Annotated in this window: 18 protein-coding genes and 1 tRNA gene; 17 read left to right on the forward strand and 2 right to left on the reverse strand. The window is 44.8% G+C overall.

Annotation, left to right across the window (positions count from 1 at the left end; genetic code table 11):
* Positions 1–139 precede the first annotated feature (139 nt).
* From icd to CA600_RS25740, 4 genes are all read left to right on the forward strand, one after another.
* Positions 140–1,435 (forward strand): NADP-dependent isocitrate dehydrogenase, encoded by a 1,296-nt coding sequence (icd, locus tag CA600_RS25725; protein WP_094874018.1) that lies wholly within the window; start codon positions 140–142, stop codon positions 1,433–1,435.
* Positions 1,436–1,491: 56 nt separating this feature from the next.
* The gene (gene mdh / locus CA600_RS25730) at positions 1,492–2,433 is read left to right on the forward strand and encodes a malate dehydrogenase (protein ID WP_094874019.1); all 942 of its coding nucleotides are present in this window, start codon (positions 1,492–1,494) and stop codon (positions 2,431–2,433) included.
* Between the two features lie 172 nt (positions 2,434–2,605).
* Complete coding sequence (locus tag CA600_RS25735; protein WP_042125989.1) at positions 2,606–3,034, forward strand: hypothetical protein; 429 nt, start codon at positions 2,606–2,608, stop codon at positions 3,032–3,034.
* A 212-nt stretch (positions 3,035–3,246) separates the two neighbouring features.
* Positions 3,247–4,116, forward strand: a complete 870-nt coding sequence (locus CA600_RS25740) for an SDR family oxidoreductase (protein WP_094874020.1) — start codon at positions 3,247–3,249, stop codon at positions 4,114–4,116.
* An 89-nt stretch (positions 4,117–4,205) separates the two neighbouring features.
* On the opposite strand, the gene yfbR is transcribed toward CA600_RS25740, so the two are convergent.
* Entirely contained in the window at positions 4,206–4,811 is a 606-nt protein-coding gene (gene yfbR / locus CA600_RS25745; RefSeq protein ID WP_094874021.1) for a 5'-deoxynucleotidase, read from the reverse strand.
* A 102-nt stretch (positions 4,812–4,913) separates the two neighbouring features.
* Between yfbR and CA600_RS25750 the strand changes: the two genes are divergently transcribed.
* From CA600_RS25750 to CA600_RS25800, 11 genes are all read left to right on the forward strand, one after another.
* Entirely contained in the window at positions 4,914–6,476 is a 1,563-nt protein-coding gene (locus CA600_RS25750; protein ID WP_094874031.1) for a fumarate hydratase, read from the forward strand.
* Between the two features lie 194 nt (positions 6,477–6,670).
* Complete coding sequence (locus CA600_RS25755; RefSeq protein ID WP_094874022.1) at positions 6,671–7,057, forward strand: VOC family protein; 387 nt, start codon at positions 6,671–6,673, stop codon at positions 7,055–7,057.
* A gap of 180 nt (positions 7,058–7,237) precedes the next feature.
* Positions 7,238–9,034 carry a two-component system histidine kinase PnpS gene (gene pnpS, locus CA600_RS25760; RefSeq protein WP_094874023.1) on the forward strand — a complete coding sequence of 599 codons (1,797 nt, stop codon included), beginning with the start codon at positions 7,238–7,240 and terminating at the stop codon, positions 9,032–9,034.
* Between the two features lie 109 nt (positions 9,035–9,143).
* Entirely contained in the window at positions 9,144–9,872 is a 729-nt protein-coding gene (locus tag CA600_RS25765; RefSeq protein ID WP_042125998.1) for a response regulator transcription factor, read from the forward strand.
* 199 nt (positions 9,873–10,071) lie between these two features.
* Positions 10,072–10,827: a phosphate ABC transporter ATP-binding protein PstB gene (gene pstB, locus CA600_RS25770; protein WP_042186541.1), complete on the forward strand. Its 756-nt coding sequence runs from the start codon at positions 10,072–10,074 to the stop codon at positions 10,825–10,827.
* A 72-nt stretch (positions 10,828–10,899) separates the two neighbouring features.
* A complete protein-coding gene (phoU, locus tag CA600_RS25775) occupies positions 10,900–11,559 on the forward strand; it encodes a phosphate signaling complex protein PhoU (protein WP_094874024.1) in 660 nt (219 codons plus the stop codon).
* A gap of 349 nt (positions 11,560–11,908) precedes the next feature.
* Positions 11,909–14,578, forward strand: coding sequence for a DNA polymerase I (polA, locus tag CA600_RS25780; RefSeq protein WP_094874025.1), 2,670 nt, complete (start codon positions 11,909–11,911; stop codon positions 14,576–14,578).
* 52 nt (positions 14,579–14,630) lie between these two features.
* Entirely contained in the window at positions 14,631–15,467 is an 837-nt protein-coding gene (gene mutM / locus CA600_RS25785) for a DNA-formamidopyrimidine glycosylase (RefSeq protein ID WP_094874026.1), read from the forward strand.
* 127 nt (positions 15,468–15,594) lie between these two features.
* On the forward strand, positions 15,595–16,341 hold the full coding sequence (locus tag CA600_RS25790; RefSeq protein ID WP_094874027.1) for an MntP/YtaF family protein: 747 nt from the start codon (positions 15,595–15,597) through the stop codon (positions 16,339–16,341).
* A gap of 9 nt (positions 16,342–16,350) precedes the next feature.
* Positions 16,351–16,947 carry a dephospho-CoA kinase gene (gene coaE, locus CA600_RS25795; RefSeq protein ID WP_094874028.1) on the forward strand — a complete coding sequence of 199 codons (597 nt, stop codon included), beginning with the start codon at positions 16,351–16,353 and terminating at the stop codon, positions 16,945–16,947.
* A complete protein-coding gene (locus CA600_RS25800; protein WP_094874029.1) occupies positions 16,944–17,507 on the forward strand; it encodes a lytic transglycosylase domain-containing protein in 564 nt (187 codons plus the stop codon). Before coaE ends, CA600_RS25800 begins: the two co-directional genes overlap by 4 nt.
* A 79-nt stretch (positions 17,508–17,586) precedes the next feature.
* Here CA600_RS25800 and CA600_RS25805 read toward each other — a convergent pair whose 3' ends face one another.
* Positions 17,587–17,805, reverse strand: a complete 219-nt coding sequence (locus CA600_RS25805) for an alpha/beta-type small acid-soluble spore protein (RefSeq protein ID WP_042126012.1) — start codon at positions 17,803–17,805, stop codon at positions 17,587–17,589.
* 165 nt (positions 17,806–17,970) lie between these two features.
* Between CA600_RS25805 and nrdR the strand changes: the two genes are divergently transcribed.
* Together nrdR and CA600_RS25815 are read left to right on the forward strand one after the other, a co-directional pair.
* On the forward strand, positions 17,971–18,447 hold the full coding sequence (nrdR, locus tag CA600_RS25810; protein ID WP_042126015.1) for a transcriptional regulator NrdR: 477 nt from the start codon (positions 17,971–17,973) through the stop codon (positions 18,445–18,447).
* Positions 18,448–18,606: 159 nt separating this feature from the next.
* A tRNA-Ala gene (locus tag CA600_RS25815) sits at positions 18,607–18,682 on the forward strand.
* Positions 18,683–18,721: the final 39 nt, after the last annotated feature.

The following is an 18,721-nucleotide window of genomic DNA, read 5'->3' on the forward strand; positions in this document are numbered from 1 at the left end:
GCAGGCTGCTCCTAAAGTTTAGTAGAATGAACCCTAGCCATAGTATTTTAAATTTATATTTTTAATTTTGACGAGAGTTTTGTTCGATGCTTGTCAATGCTATTTAAATCCCACAAAACTTTAGGAGGAATACACTCAAATGTTGAAACTAGAAAAATTCGATCTACCTACAGAAGGCGAACAAATCACGATTAAAGAAGGAAAACTACAAGTTCCTAATCATCCAATCATTCCTTTTATCGAGGGTGACGGCACAGGCCGTGATATTTGGAAAGCTTCCAAGCGCGTACTTGATGCAGCAGTATCTAAAGCTTATGGTGGCACTAAGCAAATCGCTTGGTACGAAGTATTTGCTGGCGAAAAAGCTTTCAATACATATGGTGAATGGCTGCCAAATGATACGCTCGAAGCTATCCGCGAATATTTTGTGGCGATCAAGGGCCCACTTACTACTCCAATCGGAGGCGGTATTCGTTCATTAAATGTAGCTTTGCGTCAAGAATTGGATTTGTACGTATGTCTGCGTCCAGTTCGTTATTTCCAAGGTGTACCTTCTCCTGTTAAACGTCCTGAGCTGGTGGATATGGTTATTTTCCGTGAGAATACAGAGGATATCTATGCAGGGATTGAATATCAAGAAGGCTCTGCTGAAGTGAAGAAAGTCATCGAATTCCTGCAAAAAGAGATGGGAGTTAACAAAATCCGCTTCCCTGAAACTTCTGGTATTGGTATTAAACCGGTATCCTCCGAAGGTTCAAAACGTTTGGTGCGCGCTGCCATTGAATATGCGATCAAGCACGGACGTAAGAGCGTAACACTTGTTCACAAAGGAAATATCATGAAGTTCACTGAAGGTGCCTTCAAAAACTGGGGTTATGAAGTAGCTGAGCAAGAGTTCGGAGATAAGGTCTTCACTTGGAGTCAATATGATGTGATTAAGGAACGTGATGGTGAGGCTGCTGCTAATGCTGCTCAGAAGGATGCTGAAGCTGCTGGCAAAATCATTATCAAGGATGCAATTGCGGATATCGCGCTGCAACAAGTTCTGACTCGTCCAACTGATTTCGATGTTATTGCTACGTTGAACCTGAACGGGGATTACCTGTCCGACGCACTGGCTGCACAAATCGGCGGCATCGGCATCGCTCCTGGAGCGAATATTAATTACATTACTGGCCACGCCATCTTTGAAGCTACCCATGGTACAGCTCCTAAATATGCAGACAAAGACGTTGTGAATCCTGGTTCTGTCATTCTGTCCGGCGTAATGCTCTTGGAGCACTTGGGCTGGCAGGAAGCAGCGGACCTGATTTATAAAGGTATGGAAACTGCTATTAACAATAAGACCGTGACTTATGACTTTGCCCGTCTGATGGAAGGTGCAACTGAGCTGAAATGCTCCGCATTTGCTGACGAAATTATTAACCACCTTTAGGTTAGATTTGCCAGATAACATTAGCCTTACCTTTATCATTTCTAGGAGGCGAATCTGTGGCGATCAAGCGTTATAAAATTACAGTGGTAGGTGCCGGTTTTACCGGCGCTACTACAGCTCTTATGTTAGCTCAAAAGGAACTTGGTGACGTTGTGCTGCTCGATATCCCACAAATGGAGAACCCAACCAAGGGAAAGGCGCTTGACATGCAAGAAGCTGGTCCTGTGCAGAGATTCGACAGTCATATTATAGGGACCTCAAGTTATGAAGACGCTGTAGATTCTGATATTGTAATTATCACTGCAGGGATTGCCCGTAAACCTGGGATGAGCCGCGACGATCTTGTGAATATCAATGCAGGGATTGTGAAGTCCGTATGCGAGAACGTAAGGCAAGTAGCTCCAGAATCTATCGTAATCATTTTGAGTAACCCGGTAGATGCGATGACTTATGCTGCGTTTGAAGCGTTAGGCTTTCCGAAGAATCGAGTAATCGGACAATCCGGTGTGCTGGATACAGCCCGTTACTGCACTTTTATTGCGCAAGAACTGAACGTATCCGTTGAAGATGTACGTGGTTTCGTAATCGGCGGACACGGCAATGATATGGTACCGCTCGTTCGTTATTCTAGTGTCGGAGGCATTCCAATTGATACATTGATTTCTGCGGATCGTATCGAGGAGATTGTGAAGCGTACACGTGTGGGTGGCGGGGAAATCGTTGACCTTTTAGGAAATGGTAGTGCGTATTATGCTCCTGCTGCCTCTTTAGTTCAAATGACAGAAGCGATCTTGAAGGATAAGAAACGGATCATTCCGGTTATTGCCTTGCTTGAAGGCGAATATGGTTATGACAATCTATTTCTGGGCGTTCCAGCTCTTCTAGGTGCGAATGGGATTGAGAAGGTTTTTGAACTGGAGCTTACGGCTGAGGAGAAAGTGGCTTTGGATAAGTCCGCGGAGTCCGTACGTAGCGTAACTGCAATATTATCTGTGTAGATTGTGTCAGAAGAAAGGGAGGGTCCCGAACGCCGTGAAAAGGCTTAAGGGCGCTCTCTTTTTTTATATCAACAACTTCAATAAATGGACACCTAAGTTGCTTTTCTTATTCTAATATTATGGGTATAATTATATGTAACTATTATCACAGTTAAATTGGAGGAGATATGATATGGATTGGAATGTTTTGTTTTTCTTACATATGATCGGGACACTGGCGCTAGGATTTTACCTTGTACTGCCTTTCATCATCGGTCGTGCTGAGAAATTGTCGCCTGCAGCAAAAGAAGGTACATTAAGTGCAGTTACTGGATTTAACCGCTTTGCACAGTACGGTTTGGTGATTCAACTGCTTACAGGTGGTTACATGATGACCAAGGGTGATTATTCTGTAGCCTGGATGATTATTATTGTTGTCCTGCTGCTAGCTATGTTTGCACTTGGTGGTATTATGAGCAAGCCTCTGCGTCTTGCTGCTGCTGGGATTCGTGAGAACCGTGACGTCAAAGCAGAAACAGGCAAATTGCGTACACTTAGTGCGCTGCTGTCCGTGTCATTGCTGCTTATGGTATTCTTCATGGTATTTAACGATATTATTTAATCTGTACGACTATGAGCCCGCTTCCGTAAAGGAGAGCGGGTTTTTTGTGTTCAAAAAACTTCGGATTGTTTGATTCTATCTGTATTGTGGTAAGTAACTTTCCATACGGCAATTTGAAAAAAATGATAATGCCAGCGTATAAACATATACGCTTGAGCCATCCTAAGACAATCAGTTAACTATCAATTGCTTCACGAGAGGAGCTAGGGATTATGTCAGACAACAAGCAATCTACAAAAACCTTACCCCCGCAAGAACAGCATCATCAACCAGGGATTGAGAGCGAAATGAAGCCGTTGCCGAAATATGAGCCGGCTAATTATAAGGCGGCAGGTAAGTTGCAGGGCAAGGCGGCACTTATTACTGGAGGAGACAGCGGGATCGGACGGGCAGTAGCTGTTCTTTTTGCAAAAGAAGGCGCTGATGTAGTTATTTCATATCTGAATGAACACTCTGATGCAGAGGAAACGAAACGTCAGGTGGAGCAGGAAGGTCGCAAATGCATTCTGATTCCTGGAGATATTGGTGTGGAATCCTTCTGTAAAGATCTCATTAAACAAACGGTAGAGGGCCTCGGGAAACTGGATATTCTCATCAATAACGCGGCGGAGCAACATCCACAAGCTAAAATCGAGGATATTACGTCCGAGCAGCTAGAGCGTACATTTCGTACGAATATATTTGCAATGTTTTATTTGACCAAAGCGGCTATGCCTCATCTAAAAGCAGGATCTGCTATCATTAATACGACTTCTATTACCGCTTATCGTGGTAGTCCACAATTACTGGACTATTCGTCAACGAAAGGAGCCATTCTGAGCTTCACGCGTTCCTTATCTACGAATTTGGCAGAGAAGGGCATTCGGGTAAATGGCGTTGCTCCGGGGCCAATTTGGACACCGCTTATTCCATCTACTTTTGATGCACAGCAGGTTAGTGAGTTCGGCGGTACACAGCCTATGAAGCGACCGGGACAACCGGAGGAGCTGGCTCCAGCTTATGTGTATCTAGCCTCCGACGATTCGAGTTATGTGACCGGACAGGTTATCCATGTAAATGGTGGCGAGGTCGTAAACGGGTAGATGCTCAGCCAACCAAACCTAGATTCTTATACAGAAAGCTCTAATTCAGGGTTAGCCGAATTAGAGCTTTTTGTATTGATCTTGGGATTTTAGTTTCCGTTAGAGAGTTCATCCAGAGACATTTCAAAGCTTGGAGCCATATGAGTTAGGAAATAATCCACTTCCTCTAAGCCAAGCCCGCGCAGCTTTGCTACCGTCTGCTCCTTCGCCGCTGCGAATTCGCGGTTGCCCGCAGCAACCTCCCAGACACATTTTAGGTACGCATCCAGTCGATCGGCAGCCTTAACGTAGCTGTGGAGCAGAACGTCCTCCGAATCTGGAGAGCTGTCTTCCGGCTGCATGAGCTGCGTGTAAATACCCTGAAGCTCGGGAGGAATCATACCGGTCAAGCGTTCCGCAGCAATTCTTTCCATTTCGCGGAAGCTGGTAAGTAGCCGAGGATTATTGTATTTCACTGGTGTGGCAATGTCACCCGTGAACACTTCGCTGGCATCATGGAACAGGGCCATAGTTGCTGCTCTTTCGGCGTTTAATGAACGTCCATAATGAATATTGCCAATAGAACAGAGCATATGTGTGAGCAGAGCTACATGAAAAGAATGCTCAGCAACGTTCTCAGGTGCGGTGCTGCGCATTAGGCTCCAGCGCTGAATATATTGAAGCCGGTATAAATAGGCGGAAAAATGGTAGTTCAATTTTAAAGTAACCCCTTTCATGAGCTGCTAGGTATGATATTATTATACTAATTGTATCAGACTTTTGATAATCTGGATCTGCTGAGAGGAGCTTGAATGAATATGCAGCATTTTGAAGACAGCATTTATAATCTAATTGTTGAAACGTCCACGAACTTGCCGGGTGATGTACGCCGGGCGGTCGCCAAGGGTCGCGCACTAGAGGACAGAGCTACCCGGTCAGGTCTTGCGTTAACTACGATTGCTCAAAATATCGGAATGGCTGAGCAGCAAGTATCACCGATCTGTCAGGATACGGGAATGCCTACATTTATTATTCACACACCTGTGGGAATCAATCAGATTGAGATGAAAAAAGATATTCATAACGCCATTGTACGGGCAACAAAGAATGGTAAGCTTCGTCCAAATTCTGTAGATTCACTGACAGGTGAGAACAGCGGAGATAATTTGGGAGCAGGTACACCGGTCATTCATTTTGAACAATGGGAAGAGGAAAAAATAGATGTCAGACTGATTCTGAAGGGTGGCGGCTGCGAGAATAAGAATATTCAATACAGCCTTCCAGCAGAATTAGAAGGATTGGGCAAGGCAGGCCGTGATCTGGACGGAATTCGTAAATGTATTTTACATGCTGTTTATCAGGCACAAGGGCAAGGCTGTAGCGCTGGTTTTATTGGTGTTGGTATCGGCGGTGACCGAACAACTGGCTATGAGCTGGCTAAGAAGCAGTTGTTCCGCAAAGTGGAGGATGTTAATCCAATAGAGGATCTCAACAAGCTGGAAGACTACATCATGGAAAACGCCAATAAGCTGGGTATTGGAACGATGGGCTTTGGTGGGGAAGTTTCGCTGCTTGGTTGTAAGATCGGCGTTATGAATCGTTTACCAGCCAGCTTTTTCGTATCTGTTGCCTACAACTGCTGGGCTTTCCGACGCCAAGGCGTGCTGGTTGACCCGTCAACGGGCAATATAGAGGACTGGCTGTACGAGAGTGGTACAGGGATTTCGGTTGATGATGGACGGGACCAGGCGTCGGAAACGGAGGTGGCAGATGCAAGTGAAGATAATGCAGCTACTGGATCTCGCGAAGTCCGCCTGACTACACCGATTAGTGAAGAAGATATTCGTAGTTTACGAGTTGGGGATGTAGTAATTTTATCCGGCGAAATGCATACGGGCCGCGATGCACTTCATAAATATCTAATGGATCATGAGGCTCCGGTGGATTTGAACGGTGCAGTTATCTATCACTGTGGTCCTGTAATGATGAAGGACGAGGAAGGCTGGCATGTTAAAGCAGCGGGTCCGACTACTAGTATCCGTGAAGAGCCCTATCAAGGCGATATTATCAAAAAATTTGGAATTCGTGCCGTCATCGGAAAAGGTGGAATGGGTCCAAAAACGTTAAAAGCTCTTCAGGAGCACGGGGGCGTATATCTCAATGCAATTGGCGGCGCCGCACAGTATTATGCGGAATGCATCAAGAAGGTAAATGCTGTTGATTTTATGGAATTTGGCATTCCTGAAGCAATGTGGCATTTGGATGTGGATGGTTTTGCTGCTATTGTAACGATGGATGCCCATGGCAACAGTCTGCACGCAGATGTAGAGAAAGATTCCGCAGCAAAATTAACTCAGTTTAAAGAACCTGTATTTAAATAAGTCAGGTACAGTCCGGTGAATTAGTCATAAAGTGGGGACATCCGCTGCTATGGCTTTTTCTCCGGTTTTATCAAAAATATAAGAATTTATATGTTCCACGCTATAATTTATCCTTATATTCCTCGTGTAATCACTTAGTGTCCATATGATAGTGACGTCGAAGGTGTTTATGCTTGTCTAAAGGAGGTTTACGAATGGTACCACATTATATTAGAAATGGTCTTCTTAACGTTACTCCGTATTTCATTGTGGCTGATGCAGATCAATTGATTGATTTTGTTGTGAACTGCTTTGATGCAAGAATTAATGATATGCTGCGGAATGATGAAGGCAAGATTAGACATGCAGAACTTAGAATAGGAGATTCGATTATTGAGGTTTCCGAAGCGAATGAGAAATATTCACCCGTACAGCTCGCTATTCATCTATACGTAAGAAATGTGGATGAGACCTTTCGTAAGTGCTTGGATGCCGGGGCATCCATCATTGAAGAACCATTGGATAAGCCTTATGGGGAAAGAGGAGCGGGGATTAGAGATACTCAGGGCAATCAGTGGTTTCTTGCAACCTGTATAGAATGAAATCATAATATTTTACAAAAGTAATACAAAGTAACAGTCCAGAGATAATCAACTTGGGCTGTTATTTTTATATAATCTATTATAGTAGGGATTTATGTCACGAAAATAGTTGCACTGGTTTTTTGATGAAAATGAAGTTAGGATAAAAGATACAATGAAAAAGGGAGAGGCACACTTCAGATGAAACCGTTTCGCGCTCGTCTTACGTTTATACTTATGGCCTTAATCGGTATTTCCATGATTGGCACTGGATTTACGATGGCTCATCTGTTTAAGAGCTCCCATATAGCTGCTCTCGAAGAGAACATGTCCCGGGAAATAAATCTACTCGCAGGCACATTGGAATTTGTAGATATGAACGCCACCAATGCCATTCCGTATTACACGGAGCAGGCAGAGCATGTCGCCGAGCTTCTAGATTCCCGGATTACTTTTATCAGTAAGTCAGGTAAAGTTTTAGGGGATTCAGAGAAAAATCCTCTGGAGATGGACAATCACGCTAATCGTGAAGAGGAGATTGTTGCGGCTAAAGAGGGGACTGGCCGAGCCATTCGTTACAGCGAAACTTTAGATCGCGAGATGTTATATGTAGCAGAGCGAGTGACTTCAGATCAAGGTTTTGATGGTTACATTCGGGTCTCGATGGGACTGGATGCAGTAGCGGAAGGACTGAACCGTGCTTGGATGATTATGGCTGGGGGGTTAGTTATTTTGTTCCTGGCAGCAACTATTGTCAGCTACAAAGTGGCATCTAGTATGACTTCACCGCTTGAACAAATCACGAGAGTTGCGCGGCGTATTACAGATCTTGATTATGATGCAAGAGTCCATTTGAAGCGTAAAGATGAGGTCGGGCAACTGGCAACAGCGATAAATGCCATGGCTGACAGTCTTCAAGCTCAGCTTAAGACCATTCGTGATAATGAGGATTTGCTGCAAAGCGTACTAGACAATATGACTGGCGGCATTATAATGATCAATGCGGACGAAGAAATTGCCCTGCTGAACCGAGCCTCAGAGCGGATGCTGGATGTTAGCAACAGTGAAATGGCGGGTCATTCGTACAAGGAGCTAAAGCGTCATTATGAGTTAACGCGGCTGCTTGAAGAAGGGGTATCGAATAAAGAACCGCTCCATGAAGAACGAAGTATTTACAATCCGAGAGAGCGGATTGTACGCATGGACGCAGTGCCTATGATCCAGGATGGGACGTATAGAGGCATGCTCTTCCTGCTGCAGGAAGTAACAGAGATTCGTCGCCTGGAGCGGATGCGAAGTGAATTTGTCGCTAACGTATCCCATGAATTGAAGACGCCGGTTGCCGCTGTTAAAGGATTTGCTGAGACCTTGCTGGGTGGTGGGGTTAAGGATGAGAAGACCGCCCGTTCCTTCTTGCAAATTATTTATGATGAGAACGAACGCTTAAATCGCTTGATTGGAGATATTCTTGAATTATCTAAAATCGAATCTAAACGTGTGCAACTCGATTGCTCTCCTGTTCACATCATTGAATTCTTTGATTCCGTGCTGGGAACCATTAGCAAAGTGGCTGAGAAGAAAAGTATTAGTCTTAACGTAGAGGTTCCTGAGGAGCTGTTCATTGAGGCCGATGAAGATAAACTACGTCAAATTTTTATGAATTTGCTCTCCAATGCGATTAATTACACGCATGAAGGGGGTAGCGTAAAAGTCTATGTTAAGAATATACTGAAGCCAGATGGTTCTGAGAATGTCCAATTTACCGTTACCGATACAGGGATGGGAATTCCCAAAAAGGATCTGCCGCGTATTTTTGAACGTTTTTATCGAGTGGATAAGGCAAGATCCAGAAGCTCCGGTGGAACGGGGCTGGGACTGTCTATTGTGAAGCACTTGATTGATTTGCACCATGGTGTGATTTCGGTTAAAAGTGATCTGGGGATCGGAAGTTCATTTATTATTGAGTTGCCGCTCTTGCAGGAAGAAAAGGTGGATTAGATTTTTGTGAATTCACCTCATCGATTTTACACCGAGTTAACATTGTGGTGATATGATTGTTTTGTTGTTGTTTTGTAAAAATCAAACTAAATGGAAGACGGGGGAACCTATGGCTCAACGATTGCTTGTCATTGAAGACGAACCGACACTGGCCCGGCTGCTGTCCTATAACTTAACGCAGGAAGGTTACGAGGTAACAGTAGAGGATCATGGTACGGCAGGATATGATCGTGCGACGAGGGAACCTTTTGACTTGATCGTATTAGATCTGATGTTGCCAGGTATGAATGGCATAGACATCCTTGATAAATTGCGTGGACAAGGTATCCGTACACCTATTATTGTGTTGACCGCCAAAAATGCGGAAGAAGATGTAGTTAGAGGGCTGAAATCAGGAGCTGATGATTATATAACCAAACCATTCGGCGTCTCTGAACTGCTCGCTAGAGTAAGTGCTGTACTTCGGAGGATTTCTGGACTTGCGGAGGAAGCACCGACAGAAACACCTATCTCTGCTTCTACCATTATTTTAGGTCAATTAGAGATTTACCCTGAGAGATATGAAGTCTCCCTCGGTGGTCATAGTATTAATTTGCGGCCGAAAGAGTTCGAAGTGCTATTATATTTGGCTCGTAAGCCAGGAGTTGTGTTGACGAGAGATGATCTCATGAATGCTGTATGGGGCTTTGATTATATTGGCGGGCAGCGTACGGTGGACGTGCATGTGAGTTCACTTCGTAAAAAGCTTGAGCTGGATCCAGAATCCGTTCATATCGATTCGATTCGAGGCGTAGGCTATAAATTAGTGGTTAATAAAAAAAGAGCTCCGGTCATTTAGAGTGACTGGAGTTCTATTTTTTCTATACTTTTCATAAATAAGAAATGCTCGGAGTACTAGTGGGCTTCTGGGGAAATACTGTGATGTGGACCCATTCATCTCACTGATTTTACATTGCGTTAACATTTCTCTCCAACTGTATTTACACTAAAAGCTTATCATGGAGATCGAAGATGATGAGAAGGAGACGTAAACACTAATGAAATCCATCATTGACATAGAGAATCTTGATCTCTACTATGAGTCGTTCCACGCACTGAAGAATGTGAATCTGCAAATCCCGGAGAAACAGGTTACCGCTTTTATTGGACCTTCCGGTTGTGGGAAATCCACGTTGCTTCGCACATTGAATCGTATGAATGATATGATTCCTGGCACACGTATAGAAGGAACTGTAAACATCGGTGGCAAAAATATTTATAGTGATGAGGTAGAGGTGGAAAGCCTGCGTAAGCAGGTCGGTATGGTGTTTCAGCAGCCGAATCCTTTTCCTAAGTCGATTTACGACAATGTAGCTTACGGTCCCCGTTTACACGGCATCCGTTCCAAAAGTGAACTGGATGAGATCGTAGAAAAAAGCTTGCGTCACTCCGCCCTATGGGAGGAAGTGAAAGATTTTCTGAAGAAATCTGCCCTTAGCTTGTCTGGTGGACAGCAGCAGCGGCTTTGTATTGCTAGAGCGTTAGCGGTACAGCCTGATATTCTGCTAATGGATGAGGCAACCTCTGCCCTCGACCCTGTATCCACTCTCAAGATAGAAGAGCTTGTTCAGGAACTAAGAAGTGAGTATACCATTGTTATGGTAACTCATAACATGCATCAGGCCGCACGTGTATCCGGTCGAACCGTGTTTTTCTTAAATGGTGTAATTGTAGAGGCGGCGGACACAGAGGTGCTTTTCTCGAACCCTAAAGATTCCCGCACTGAAGATTATATTTCCGGACGTTTCGGCTGATCAAATTTAAAAGGGTGTTCGTCCCTGGAAATGGCAAGCTGACCATACGTTAATGAGGAGGATCGCTCTTATATGATTCGCAGAAAAGAATTTGATAAAGACTTGGAAGAACTGCGCAGTCTGCTGCAGCAGATGGGTGAGCATGTTAAGGATGCTCTTGAAGGCGCAATTAAGGCATTACAAAATCTAGATACAACGCTCGCACAAGAAGTTGTTGAAGCGGATCTACAGTTGAATGCCATGGAAGATAAAATCATGGAAATTGGCTCACGCTTAATTATTACTCAGCAGCCTGTAGCTAAGGATTTGCGCCGCATTATCGTTGCCTTTAAAATATCAAGCGATTTGGAACGTATGGGTGATCTGGCGCTTGATGTAGCAAAAGCGACCATGCGTCTTCAAGGACAAACGCTGATTAAGCCGCTTGTTGACATTCCTCGCATGGCTGAAATCGTGACGATTATGATCGATGAGGCCATTCAATCTTACCTGGATGAGAATACTGATCTGGCTTATAAAATGGCTCAGGATGATGATCAGGTCGATCAATTGTATGGTGCGATGATCAATGAGTTGTATTCTTATATGGTAACAAAGCCGGAAACCGTATCCCAAGCTATGTTATTGACGCTGGTAGGCCGTTATATCGAACGGATTGGCGATCACGCCACTAACATTGGCGAAAGCGTAGTTTACCTGGTTACCGGTAGCCGTCCAGATTTGAATGAATAGCTTTGATTCAAAAGATGTTTGGTAATTGTCGTAACTGCGGAGAATGTTTGGACTTTCGGCCGTTGTTGTCTCCAGATTTATTTTATTTTAACCACCTTCAGTGGTGTAAATCCGGAGAGCCTATGCTTCCGAAGCGAGCTTTCCTACGGAAAACTTTCAGGCGGTCGCTCTGCTCCTACAGTTCCAAACTTCTCCTCCATTACTTGGACCTTCACATCTTTTGTTTATTTTTAGGTAAATTGAGTAGCCGTCCTTATATTAGGACGGCTACTTGTTGTATAGCCGTTTCTACTTGGACAGGCCATATGTTAAGATGTAAGAAGTAAGCATGAAAAAGGCGAGGTGCACTATGGACAAGTTGATACTTATAGATGGAAACAATATTATTTACCGCGCATTCTTCGCGATGCCTCCGCTAACGAATACAGCAGGGCAACAGACGAATGCGGTGTACGGTTTTACCACTATGCTGCTCCGTTTAATTGAAGAACACAAGCCGACACATATGATTGTTGCCTTCGATGCAGGGAAAGTCACATTCCGGCATGAAGGCTATGAGGATTATAAAGGCGGTCGGCAAAAGACACCTCCCGAGCTCTCCGAGCAGTTTCCACTATTGAAGGATTTGCTCAGAAATCTAGGTGTACCGCAGTTTGAAATCGGCAATTATGAGGCCGATGATATTATTGGAACCATTTCTCGCCAAGCAGATGAAGCAGGCCGGCAGGTTATGATCGTGTCGGGAGACAAGGATATGCTTCAATTGGCTTCCGAACACACGACCGTTGCGTTGATCCGCAAAGGAGTTACTGAGGTCGAGCTTTATGGACCAGAACAAATTCGTGAGAAATATGACCTGACACCAGAGCAGATCATAGACCTTAAGGGACTGATGGGTGATGCGAGTGATAACATTCCAGGCGTTCCGGGTGTTGGTGAGAAAACAGCGCTCAAGCTGTTGCATCAATTCGGATCCGTTGAAGGTGTATTAGCAGGAACCGGTGAGCTTAAAGGTAAAATGAAAGAAAAGCTCGAAGCACATGCGGAAGACGCTGTCATGAGTAAGAAGCTGGCAACCATCTATCGTGAAGTGCCTCTTGAGCATTCGTGGGAAGATATGATCTTTAACGGGATTTCTGCGGATACAGCAGGACCCGCACTCGCAAAATTAGAATTCAAATCACTTCTGGAAAGGTTATCACTAAGTGCCTATGCTCCAGTAGCTGATGGAGAAGAGGGTGCAACGGAAGTAGAAGCTGCAACACTCGATATTTCGATCGTGAGTGAAGATGAACTTGAGGCGCTAAGTGAAGCGTTGCCTAGTATTTCAGCGCTGCATGTGGAATCCAATGGGGATAATCCGCATCGTGCCGAGGTGATCGGGGTAGGGCTATCTACTTTGGAGCGACATTATTATGTGCCGTTTGAATTACTACAGAAACCAGCGGCCGCGAAGCTACGCGACTGGTTAGGAGATGAGAAGGCTCCGAAGAGCGGATATGATCTTCACCGTGCTGATTTGGCACTGCATTGGCAGGGGATTGCTTTTGCAGGTGCAGCGCATGATGTGCAGCTGGCGGCTTATTTGCTGGATCCGACGGAAGCTAATCAGAACCTGAACGATCTCGCTACGAAATACGGCTTGCCAAGGTTGTCACCTGATGAAGATGTATTTGGTAAAGGGGCCAAATATAAGATTCCTGAGCTTGAGATCTTAGGAAATCACGTCGCACGTAAGAGTGCTGCGGTACTTGGTATTGCCCAGAAACAACAGCAGGAATTGATTGAAACGGCAATGACCGGACTGTTCGAGGATCTCGAAATGCCATTATCACGTATTCTTGCGGATATGGAGAAACAGGGGATTGCAGTCAACGAAGGGGATCTTAAAGAGTTAGGAAAAGAATTCGAAGCTCAGATTTCCAAGCTGGTCACTGAAATATATGAATTAAGTGGCACGGAGTTCAATTTGAATTCACCAAAGCAACTGGGTGAGATTTTATTCGTTAAGCTAGGTTTGCCTGTTGTTAAGAAGACGAAGACAGGCTATTCCACCGATGCTGAGGTGCTTGAGAAACTAGCGCCTTATCATGACGTGGTACGTTTGATTTTGCAATATCGCACGATTGCGAAGCTCCAGTCTACATACGTAGAAGGACTTCTTAAAGAAATATCTCCGAAAACAGGAAAGGTGCATACCTTCTATCGGCAGACGATTGCGGCTACCGGACGTCTCAGCAGTCAATATCCGAACCTGCAGAACATTCCTATCCGCCTAGAGGAAGGGCGCAAAATCCGTAAAGTGTTTGTTCCATCCGAACCGGGTTGGTCCATTCTGGCGGCGGATTATTCTCAGATTGAACTTCGGGTGCTAGCGCATATCTCCGGTGATGAGCGGATGAAGGAAGCTTTTCTCCATGATATGGATATTCACACGAAAACAGCGATGGATGTATTTGGAGTTACTAACGATCAGGTTGATAGCAATATGCGTCGTGCTGCTAAAGCCGTTAACTTTGGTATCGTGTACGGCATCAGTGATTATGGTCTGTCGCAGAACTTGAATATTCCTCGTAAAGAAGCCGCTCAATTCATTGAGCAGTATTTTGAGGTATACCAAGGTGTGCGTCGATATATGGATGATATCGTAGTTGATGCAAGGAAACATGGATATGTAACCACGCTGCTGGAACGTCGTCGGTACTTGCCTGAGATTAATGCAAAGAACTTTAATCTACGTTCGTTTGCGGAACGTACGGCAATGAATACACCTATACAAGGAACTGCAGCTGATATTATTAAGCTGGCGATGGTGCATATGGATAAGGCGCTTTTCGAGCGTGGGCTAAAGAGCCGTATGCTGCTTCAGGTGCACGATGAGCTTGTATTCGAGGTGCCAGAGGATGAAATGGAGCTCATGAAGACGCTTTTGCCGGAAGTCATGGGTGGAGCATTGCAGTTATCTGTGCCGCTTAAAGCAGAGGTAAGTTTTGGCAGCAACTGGTACGAAGCGAAATAGGCTCCCTTTAAGGTGTGTATATCAGCTATAATGTAGTTGAGGTGAAGACATCATGCCGGAATTACCGGAAGTAGAGACAGTCAAGAGAACACTGAATGATTTAGTTAATGGAAAGCAGATAGAGAATGTAACCGTCCGGTTGGCCCGGATTATTCAGCGGCCGGATGATATTCAGGCTTTTGCCAACCTGCTCACAGGTCATAGCATTGTTAATGTTGAACGAAGAGGAAAATTTTTGCGTATCGTGTTAGACGGTCTGGTGCTGGTATCTCATTTACGGATGGAGGGCCGTTACGGACTTTTTTCGAACGAAGATCCACTGGACAAGCATACGCATGTGATATTCCATTTTACCGATGGTACTGAGCTGCGTTACACGGATGTTCGTCAGTTTGGTACGATGCATCTTTTTCAGATTGGTGAAGACCTGCAGTTGCCTCCTCTTAATAAGCTAGGACAGGAGCCGCTGGAGCCATCCTTTACGTCGGAGAAGTTTAAGCAGATTGTATCAGGCAAAAGCACAAAAATTAAATCGCTGCTGCTGAATCAGGAATATATCGTGGGCATAGGTAATATTTATGTAGATGAGTCGCTGCATCGTGCAGGGATACATCCTGAAGTCAGCGCTAAAGATCTTTCGGATGAGCAACTTGATCAGCTACATCACGCTATTGTCAGTACGCTGACGGAAGCGGTAAACGCTGGTGGTTCATCTGTAAAATCATATGTGAATGGTCAAGGTGAGAGTGGCACTTATCAGCAGCAGCTGATGATTTACGGTCGTAAAGATCAGCCGTGTAACCACTGTGGAACGATGATTGAGAAAACCGTTGTAGGTGGCCGCGGCACGCATTATTGTCCAAGCTGTCAGCGTAAGTCAGAAAACTGAAGAAGTAATTAGGTTGGCACCCACTACTTGTCCCGCCCATATACTGTGTGAAGAATGCTTAATAGAGAACGGAAGCTGAATGAAATGTAATCTTCAGTGTTCCGGTTCTTCACAGGAGGGATTGCGGGTGCTCAGCCCATTTTTTTCACTAATATTACTAGCTTTTGCTTTGAGTCTGGATGGTTTTGGCGTTGGTATTACATATGGACTGCGTAAAATGAAAATACCATTGCTCTCCATTCTGATTATCTCGCTTTGTTCGGGGGTAGTTATCTGTGTATCTATGCAAGTGGGTGTTCTGCTTGCCAAGGTAGTGTCTCCACATGCAGCTTCTGAGGTTGGCGCTGTTATACTTGTGCTAATGGGGTGCTGGTCGCTCGTCCAGATGCTAATGCAGAAGGAGAAGGAACAGACAGGTGAGCATAAAGTAGATAGTGAAGAAAATGTACTATCCACAGAAGCTCGGGCAGAGGTAGCTGTTGTTACTGAAGATGTTGTAGAACAGGTTGCCATGGCTCCTGAACAGGCAAAGTCGGCTGTCTTTTCCCTTGAGCTACGACGGTTGGGGATTGTTGTACAGATCCTACGTACTCCGTCTTCTGCAGATATGGATGATTCCGGAAGTATTTCTTCGATGGAAGCTATGCTGCTCGGGATTGCCCTCTCTCTAGATGCTTTTGGAGCTGGACTTGGCGCAGCATTGCTGGGGTTCAATCCGATATGGACATCACTTACAATTGCGCTGTTTAGTGGTACATTTCTATTGCTGGGCATGAAGACTGGATTAAGATTCGCCGGGAACTACTGGATGAAGCATGCTGCTGCACTACCCGCGTTATTATTAATTACAATGGGAATACTGAAGCTATTATGAGGTGAGTACATGATTATTGGCTTAACCGGAGGCATTGCATCCGGAAAAAGCACGGTGTCTGCACTGCTTGTGAGCAAGGGAGCGAGGCTGGTTGACGCGGATGTGATCGCCAGAGAAGTTATGCTCCCCGGTCATGAGGTGCTGGCTGCGGCTGTGAAACAATTCGGAAGCGAGATCCTCTCTCCGGATGGCACCCTGAATAGGGGCAAGCTGGGGGACATTGTATTTCAAGACCCGGCGGCCCTGCAAGCCCTGAACAATCTGACGCATCCCGCAATCCGGCGGGAAATTAAAGAACGTATGAATAGCCTGGAGGTAGAAGATCCAGAGAAGTTAACAATTGTGGATATCCCTCTTCTTTTCGAATCAGGACTCGAGAACATGTTCCATGAAATACTGGTGGTCTACGTGCCTCGTGAAGTGCAAATCGCTCGATTAATGGAACGTAACGGACTTTCTTTAGAACAAGCAGAAGCACGCTTAAATGCACAGATGGATATTGAAGCAAAGCGTAAAAAAGCGGACTATATCATTGACAACAGTGGCGAACTTGCGCACACTGAGCAACAGGTTGCTGTTCTTTGGGACAGGCTGGGCTTATCATGAAATGGTTACGTAAAAAAAGAGTCCTTCTTCTATTATTCATTGGTTTTACTGCGATATTGTTTCTGAGTACGAACTGGATGTCCTGGTTTTATCCGATCCATTATAAAGATGAGATCCGTAAGCACAGCATTACGTACGATATAGACCCATTTCTAGTGGCTTCGATTATCCGGGTGGAAACGAACTTCAAAACTGGACGAGAATCCAAAAAAGGTGCTATAGGTTTAATGCAGCTTATGCCGGATACCGCCAAATGGGCCCTTGAAAAGGCCAAGCTTCCTGATGTTTCTATGGAGGAGCTTAAGCATGAACCATCAGCAAATATTGAGCTAGGTACCTGGTATCTTTCGACATTATCCCGTCAATTCGAAGGTAAACGTACAGCGGTTATCGCTGCCTATAATGCTGGACCGGGTAAAGTTCAAAAATGGCTGGATGAAGGGATCTGGGATGGAACGGATGCTACGATTAAGGATATTCCGTTTGGTGAGACCCGCCATTATGTACAGCGCGTCAACTATTACTATGATCAGTACACGGATATTTACAACGAATTCTAAAACCGTGTTATGTATAAAAAGAAGCATTAAACGACCTGTGAGTCGTTTAATACTTCTTCAGTAAGCTTATGTGGATAGGTTATTTGTATTGACCTGCCAATTGTTGTTCTGCCAGGGTTACAAGACGTTTAGTGATGTAACCACCGATCGAACCATTTTCATAAGAAGTTTTATTGCCTTGGTAACCATCTGGGGAAAGCGTGATTCCGAGTTCTTGGGCAACTTCATATTTAAGTTGTTCCAAAGCACCACGGGAATTTGGAGCTACAAGGTTATTGGAGCTGTTGTTTTGGCTCATTGCTGTTCACCTCCTCTGTTGGTAACTGTATTATGTGCCGGACTTGCCATAATCATTACAATAAAAAAACGGTGATTTCTGGAAAAAATGAAATAGCCCTTTAAAAGCCGGTTGTTTAACAAACCGGGGACAAAAAACATTATGTAATAGGAAGTGATGAAGCTTATGAAATGCCCTTACTGCGATCACACAAATACTAAAGTGCTCGACTCGCGACCAGCGAATGAGAATAAGTCCATCCGCCGCAGGCGTGAATGTGAGCGTTGCAGCAAACGGTTTACAACCTTTGAAATGATCGAGGAAACACCGTTAATCGTTATCAAAAAAGACGGCAGCCGTGAGGAATTCAGCCGTGATAAAATTCTGCGTGGTTTAATCCGGGCTTGCGAGAAACGCCCCGTCTCTGTAGAACGTCTAGAGAAGATCGTCTCTGAGGTGGAGAAATCCCTTCGCGGCATCGCCGTAGCTGAGGTAGAGAGCCAACAGATCGGTGAATTGGTTATGGAACAGCTCTATCCAGTAGATGAGGTTGCTTACGTTCGCTTTGCATCCGTATACCGCCAGTTCAAGGATATTAACATGTTTATGAAAGAACTGAAGGGTCTGCTATCTAAGAGCACCGGGGATCTGGACAGATTGTAGAGTTGTGGCTAGTCGAATGACTAAAAAAAGTGTTGACAGCGAAGGCGATTTTTTATATTATATAGGAGTCGCCTACGGCGCTTGGATTTGTCAGAATGACTTAAATACACCGAACTGAATTTTAGAATGTGTGATTTCATACATCTGAAAATTACGTTTGGGGCCATAGCTCAGCTGGGAGAGCGCATCGCTGGCAGCGATGAGGTCAGGGGTTCGATCCCCCTTGGCTCCACCAAACTTCATATGGACTCTTAGCTCAGTTGGTAGAGCAGTA

The organism is Paenibacillus sp. VTT E-133280 (genome assembly GCF_002264385.1).
In the GTDB taxonomy this organism is placed as follows: domain Bacteria; phylum Bacillota; class Bacilli; order Paenibacillales; family Paenibacillaceae; genus Paenibacillus_AQ; species Paenibacillus_AQ nitricinens.